Below are 6,838 nucleotides of genomic sequence, written 5' to 3' on the forward strand. Positions count from 1 at the left end.
TCTTCTCATAAGATAATTATACCATTTTTTTCAATAATAACCCAAGTATATTTTAGCTAATTGAGAGTAAAATATGTCGCCTTTCTGAAGAAGACTTTCGAGTGCATCTTTCATTAAAGTTTTACTATCACGTGCCATTGCCAAGTAAACTGTTTGTATAGCACTTAATTCTCCATTTTCGTCTTTTAATTCCATTAACATGCGTTCAGCTTCTTCTTTAAATCCTTGTCTAATTTTTAAAAATGCTAATTCGGCCTTATGAACATCTTTCAAAGTGTCCATTTCTTTTCCGTGGTATATTTTCAAAAAAGAAAGAGTGTATTGAAACATTTTTCTTTTTTCTGTAATACCAGCATAATCTAATCCATCAAATAATGTATAAGCCTTAAGTAAATACTTCTTAGACTTCTCATAATCTTCAAATATATAAGACTCGCCTAATTTAAAATAAGCAATTGCTTGCGGCAAAAGATAATAATGGTTTAGCTGACATACACTTATCATTTCTTTGCATTTATTTCGTGCTTCTTCTATATTTCCATTTCTCAAGAGAAGAACTACTTCAGCCTCTTTTAAACGTAAATCAAATGTCTTTTCAATGAATTTATTAGATATAAGCTTGATATTTGAGTTTATCTCGTCCATTTTATTTGAAATTAATTCATGATTACCTGTTTGATATAAGAGTTGGCATAATAATAGATCAATCAAGACCTTCATTTCTAATGTGTTTGTCTTCTTGTTTTTCTCTCGCATCAAATTATAAAATTCAAGAAGCTCAACTTTTTCAGTATATCTTTTATAGATTAGATCATAGACATTAGCCCACTCTTTATTGACACTTGTTTTCGATTCCTTTTCTTTTTCTATAATTTTATTTAATGATTGAAAGTCTCCACGTAAAGATAAATACTCCATGATCTCTCTTTTGTTTTTAGGTTTTGCGATTTCTGCATATTTAGAAATAAATTCACTTTCTGTTTTAATTCCTTTATTCAATAAAGCTAACGATGTAGAGAGATATGAAAATCGCATTTGTCTTCTTCCTTTAAATACATCAGATACACCACTAGGAGATATTCCCCATGACGATGCTAACTTATTGTTCGTGATGCCAGCTAAACATAAATCACCTTTAAGATTGTTCAATAATTCTTGCATTTTTTTGTCCTCCTTGTTGGACAAAAAGACACGCTACCCAAATTATTACAATTAAAGGAAAACGCGCCATATATTCTTAGATGTATGTTATAATATTTATGAAGACTTATGACAAGAGTTCCCCTAGGTCTGTTAGGGTGGACGGTGTAAGGGTGCTCGCAACACCACTTTCACAGTCGTGGGTCTTTTTTTATGTCCGATTTTATTATTTAAAATTATTTTACCATAAAAATTACAAATATTTAGAATTATATTAATTCTAAAATGTTGAGAAAGTTGTTTTTTCTACATTTTTTTCAGTTATAAGATATGAATATTAAATTTTGCATTTAAATACCCTATATGTATATTTTACCACATAGGACTTAAAATAGGAACTAATGTTCTTATTTACGATTAAATAAATATCATGAAAACTTAAATGACAATAAATCTATCATTTGTAGTATAAAGATGTATCTATAATTATACTTGAGATATGAAGAATACATTCGGTAAAACATTAAAAGAACTTAGAAAAAGACGAACCGGATTGCGACAGGAAGATTTAGCACATGATTTAAATCTAAGTAGAAGTCAGATAAACAATTATGAAAATGGTTTTTCTGAACCAGATTTAACAACTTTGCTTAGGCTTTCATCATATTTCAATGTATCGTTAGACGTGCTTGTTGGACGTATAGACGGAAATAATGATGAAGTGCTACATAATACTCTCTTCGACATACAGAAAACGTATGCGGCGTTGTCTGAAAGTCAAAGAGAGTGTTTTTGCAAACATCTCAATCATTATGTTCGTTTCCTTGGTCAGAATGATGAGCTGTTAAAATAATTGTAGTAGCAAAGTTTTCCAATTGCCACAAGAAAAATATTCTATGTATGTAAAAATGAAGGAGGGAGCAGAGATGCTCTCTCTTTTTTTATACTTCATTGGAACAACTAATTAAATTCTTACTCTTTTAATCCTTTTCGTAACAGCTCAAGAATAGCTGCTGTTCTTGTAGGTATAGCGTTTTCATCCTTATACCTATCTACTTTTTCCAATATCGCTTTTGGCATACGAATTTCCACTCTTTCTTTATTTGACATTTTTCTCACCTCGCCATTGATTATAACGGCAAAATGCCGTACAATCAATGTATGAGATTTGGAAATCTTACATTTTAATCATTGGGGGAATAACATTATGAAAAAACCTTTCTACAAAAAATGGTGGTTTTGGGTTATTGTCGTTATTATCGTAGCTGCTGCAGCTGGCGGAAATAGTGGAAATAAAAAAGAAGAAGCAAAGACTACTTCTACAGAACCAAAACAAGAAACTAAGCAAGAGCAACCGAAGAAGGAAGAACCTAAGAAAGAAGAGACTAAAAAAGAAGAAGCTAAAAATAAGCCTGGAGTTAGCAAAGCTGAGTTTGATCAAATTCAAAACGGCATGTCATACGAAGAAGTTAAAAACATAATTGGCAGTGATGGTGAAGTTCTATCTGAGACAGGACAAAAAGGCGACCAATTTCACACAATTATGTACAAATGGGATGGAGAAAAAGGCCTTGGAGCAAACGCCAACTTCACATTCCAAGAAGAAAAGCTAGCAAACAAATCACAATTTGGATTGAAATAAGTACTCGAAAGAGTGCTTTTTCTTTACACAAATTAAGTTATTCTTAAAAAAGTATGTAGATAGAGGGGGATATTATATGTCTGATCGGTACAAAAATTTAGATTCGCTTAGGGGATTGGCTGCTTTATCAGTTTTCTGCGGTCACATGTATTTAGCTTTCAATCAAACTATTATTACTCGGTTACTTTTTGAACGTGGTATTTTTCGGGGATTTATCGCAGGGAGTGAGGCAGTAACATTGTTCTTTGTTTTATCTGGATTCGTTCTATCTTTGCCATTCTATTCAAATAAGAAATTTAACTATGTAGTGTATGTCTTTAGGAGATTTTGCAGAATTTATATTCCTTATATAATTGCAATTACTATCGCTATTGTATGTAAAGAAGCGTTTTACAGTGGAAAGATAGTAGGATTGTCAGACTGGTTTAATGTTAACTGGAGACGTGGAATTGATATGGATATTATAAAAGATCATTTATTATTAATTGTTACATTTACAAGCAATTTAGACAATGTGGTCTGGTCACTTGTTCATGAAATGAGAATATCACTTATCTTTCCAATCGTCATGTTTTTGTTAATAAGATCAAACTTAAAAGAAGGAATTTTATTAGCTGTTTTCCTAACATTTATCAGTATCATATTTTCATCATCAGATAAACAATTTACAGGAACAGAAATATACTACACAATACATTGTGCAGCTTTATTCGTTGTAGGCGCATTATTAGCAAAGTATCGTACAAGTCTTATTAATAAAATTTCAAATTTAACTATGCAAAATAAGGTTTTCTTATTTGTAGTTGGAATTATTTTATACCTCTATGCTCATCCTTCCTTTGTTTTAAATATTTTAATTCCAAACCTTAACCCGTTTTATAGATCTATTACAGACACTTGGGTTACTTCAATAGGTGCAGCCATTCTAATTATACTCGCAATCTCATCGTCTAAAATTTCCAGAATATTAAGTAACAATTTTATAAATTTTATTGGCAAAATATCTTATAGTTTGTATCTATATCATTTAATTGTATTGTTATCATGTATGCATTTATTAAATGGTATTGTGCCTATGTGGGCTATATGTATTATCTCTTTTGTTGGTACAATCATTGTATCATCTTGTATGTATTATTTAGTTGAAAAACCCGCAATGAAATTAAGTAAGATCTTTACAAACTTGATTAACAAACGAAAAGGATTAGACACAGTTGAGTATCATAAAACATCTTAGAACATTGGAAAAAGTACTTCTTATTTACTTTACAAAAATACAATAGCAAGGGGATGAGTATACTTATGAAATCGTGGGTAATCGTAGGTGGAATTGCGATAATTATATTTGGTTTAATCGTTTGGCCGGGATTGTATAGATATGACAAGATGGATCAAAAATGGCCTGTTAGAATAAATTGATTAACAGGAACTACAGAAGTTTTAAAAGATAGTGGTTGGCAAGAAGTTAACGGATCTGAAGAACAAGAAGAATCAAAGCTAATAACAAAATCAGAAAAGATTTCTGCTGAATCAACAAGCGTTTTGATTGGAGATCTAAAATTCGAAAACATATCTGTTAACAAAGTTAATATTACTGGCCAATATACCAACACGACAGACAAAGAAATAAAATTATACAATATAGAATTTATCGCATATGACGAAGAAGGAAATGTACTACAAGAACAACCTCAAACTTGGGTTATTGGAAATACATTAGGAGGAAATGAAACAGAAAGCTTATCTGCAACAGCTGTTTACAGGAATCAAAATATAGCAGAGTACACTGTCAAAGTTAGTTACAAATTTCAATAAAAAAGCCCCGCATACACGGAGCTACAACAAAGAAAAGGCTGACTGACTAAGTCCATTACATCTTACTACTGATCTACTAACTTCGCAAAGTGAGAAAATTTGATTTTCGCCTTAACAAAATGGTACTTTTATTTCTCAATACAAGATTATTCAACATATGATAAGTTTAATTTGTCATAGCTAGTACCCTATCTCTATTTCCAAAAAAACAAGCTCTCTATTATGAGGGTTTGTTTTTATTTACAATATAGAAAGGACTTACTTTAAACTATGTTAACTACACTTCCAATAATCATGACTAAAAATGGTCAAAGATTAGAAAGTTCCTTTACTGGAATTGAAAAACGGTTAAACTTTATCAAGTTTGATATAGAGTTTCATGACCAAAATAATTCCGATGTCGGAACAACTTCATGTCGTATTGAAGAAAATCATTCAAAAAAAGCAATTCGAATTTTTATTACAAGTTTAGATGCAAAACCTAGTGGAAAAGGGATTGGAACAGCTATGATATACTCCATATTCAGATGGGCCTATATGAGCTACCCTGATTATGAACTCCATTTCAGGGGTAAGCTGAATGCATTCTTTGATGAAGAATATTTAATTAGTTTTTATACAAAAGTTGGCTTCACTGTGGAAAATGGATACTTTAATCTAATAGTACAAAGAAATAATTTTCATATTTTCTACACAGATACTGAAAATAAAATATTTGACATGTATTCCACGTTCATGGTTAAACAAAAAAATAACTATCAATGTATACTTGATGACTACAAAAATGATTGCCAATCTACCTTATCAGATATCCAAACACAATTTAAAACAATGTCATTAGTATCATTTATTAAACAACGCTATTTTCAACGTTAAGGATCAATAACCATTTATTTTACTGTTATCTTATTAACTGAATTTGAAAAATATCAGAGTCTTTTATACCTAAAACATTCATTTCTTCTTTCAACGTTCTCCAGGTCTCAACTTTTATGGATTTTACACTGCCATCTCTTAATGTATATTCCCTTATATATCGCACGTCTTGTTTCTTATTCACTTTCACATCCCCCCCACCTATTATAATTTCACGTACTATATCTGTTGTGTAAATTAAATTTTAGAAATAAGACAAATTCTATACTACCGTCCCCTTATCCTCTATCTTAGTTAGTGGTAGTTGCTTATTTCTACCGCTACTCTTAGCCAGTGGCAAAGTTTTTTCTTTAAATGTCTTGACAGTTTTAAGGGGTTTTGATACTTTGCCATGCGTCAAGGACAACGGCTGACAGGCAGACTTATCCCCTACTTTGAAAGACTACAAAAAAAGTAATCAATCAAAACAGAAGGATAAGCGTCTACTTTGCACTAGCTTACTAAGGTATCCGTATGCATAGACCCTATTCACTTAACAGTTTTCACCGTACACGCCCTTTGCCTAAGACTTGTCCACTACACAAAGCCACCCCTGTGCGACAAGCTGAACGTGTTCCCTAGCACCGTAATGCTAATGGCTACCACCCGAACCTTTATAGGTAGTTCTCACCTACCCTCACCGAATGAATAGGAATCCAATGAGGGGTGCTGTTTTTGTAGGCGCATACTCTGTACCCCCTGCACGACCAACAGCAAGCCACACCGCAACACGTTCCCACTATATAGCAGCACGTAATTACGGATTATCAGTTTTTATTAACGTGGTTTCAGGCAATTCCACGCGAACAAAAAAACAAAAAGGTATCTCCAATTACTAAAGGACCTGTACATTCACAAGACTTCTAGGTTTAGAGATGCCCTATATATCTTTTTGACTACAAAATAATCAAATCTAGTATTTACTAGTTGAATTTTAGCCAAATCATAGATAAAATGGGTATATCAAAGAAGCCTCGACGAAGGCATTTTTAAGTTAGTGGTGGTACACTGCTTAAACAAAAGTCCTGTATTAGAGTACAGGATTAAGTCATTCCCGCTAAAGGTTGGTAGCCGTTAGCATATGGGAGTGACTTTTTTATTTTCTGTTCATATTCAATTGTTTTGTTCGATTTATTTATGTAGATTTGATTCATCAAAATATGTTTTGTTTTGTAGAATGATGCTTGTTGTGTATTACGTTACAACAAGCTTTTTTCTTTGTAAATGCCTCTACAAATGGATTAATTACATCTAACCAGATTAAAAGAAGGATAAAAAGATACAAAGATAAAAAGATACATTTATCCTTAGATAAAAAGATACATT

The 6,838-nt window shown here is 31.8% G+C and carries 8 protein-coding genes; 5 read left to right on the top strand and 3 right to left on the bottom strand.

The features are described from left to right. Window positions 1-30 precede the first annotated feature (30 nt). Window positions 31-1,161 carry an AimR family lysis-lysogeny pheromone receptor gene (locus MR076_RS23120; protein ID WP_242224558.1) on the bottom strand — a complete coding sequence of 377 codons (1,131 nt, stop codon included), beginning with the start codon at window positions 1,159-1,161 and terminating at the stop codon, window positions 31-33. A 478-nt stretch (window positions 1,162-1,639) separates the two neighbouring features. On the opposite strand from MR076_RS23120, the gene MR076_RS23125 reads away from it, so the two are divergent. Then, window positions 1,640-1,993: a helix-turn-helix domain-containing protein gene (locus MR076_RS23125; RefSeq protein WP_242224561.1), complete on the top strand. Its 354-nt coding sequence runs from the start codon at window positions 1,640-1,642 to the stop codon at window positions 1,991-1,993. Between the two features lie 119 nt (window positions 1,994-2,112). Here the strand turns inward: MR076_RS23125 and MR076_RS23130 are convergent, their stop codons facing one another. Next, window positions 2,113-2,250, bottom strand: a complete 138-nt coding sequence (locus MR076_RS23130; protein WP_242224563.1) for a ribbon-helix-helix domain-containing protein — start codon at window positions 2,248-2,250, stop codon at window positions 2,113-2,115. A gap of 97 nt (window positions 2,251-2,347) precedes the next feature. On the opposite strand from MR076_RS23130, the gene MR076_RS23135 reads away from it, so the two are divergent. From MR076_RS23135 to MR076_RS23150, 4 genes are all read left to right on the top strand, one after another. Then, entirely contained in the window at window positions 2,348-2,782 is a 435-nt protein-coding gene (locus MR076_RS23135) for a DUF3862 domain-containing protein (protein ID WP_242224565.1), read from the top strand. A 76-nt stretch (window positions 2,783-2,858) separates the two neighbouring features. Next, window positions 2,859-4,019, top strand: coding sequence for an acyltransferase family protein (locus MR076_RS23140; protein WP_242224567.1), 1,161 nt, complete (start codon window positions 2,859-2,861; stop codon window positions 4,017-4,019). 305 nt (window positions 4,020-4,324) lie between these two features. Further along, window positions 4,325-4,597, top strand: a complete 273-nt coding sequence (locus tag MR076_RS23145) for an FxLYD domain-containing protein (RefSeq protein ID WP_242224570.1) — start codon at window positions 4,325-4,327, stop codon at window positions 4,595-4,597. A gap of 270 nt (window positions 4,598-4,867) precedes the next feature. After that, window positions 4,868-5,473 carry a GNAT family N-acetyltransferase gene (locus tag MR076_RS23150; RefSeq protein ID WP_242224572.1) on the top strand — a complete coding sequence of 202 codons (606 nt, stop codon included), beginning with the start codon at window positions 4,868-4,870 and terminating at the stop codon, window positions 5,471-5,473. A 25-nt stretch (window positions 5,474-5,498) separates the two neighbouring features. On the opposite strand, the gene MR076_RS23155 is transcribed toward MR076_RS23150, so the two are convergent. Continuing rightward, window positions 5,499-5,657, bottom strand: a complete 159-nt coding sequence (locus MR076_RS23155; RefSeq protein ID WP_242224576.1) for a hypothetical protein — start codon at window positions 5,655-5,657, stop codon at window positions 5,499-5,501. Window positions 5,658-6,838 lie beyond the last annotated feature (1,181 nt).

It is taken from the genome of Bacillus cereus group sp. BfR-BA-01380 (assembly GCF_022663535.1).
Taxonomy (GTDB): Bacteria; Bacillota; Bacilli; order Bacillales; family Bacillaceae_G; genus Bacillus_A; species Bacillus_A cereus_BB.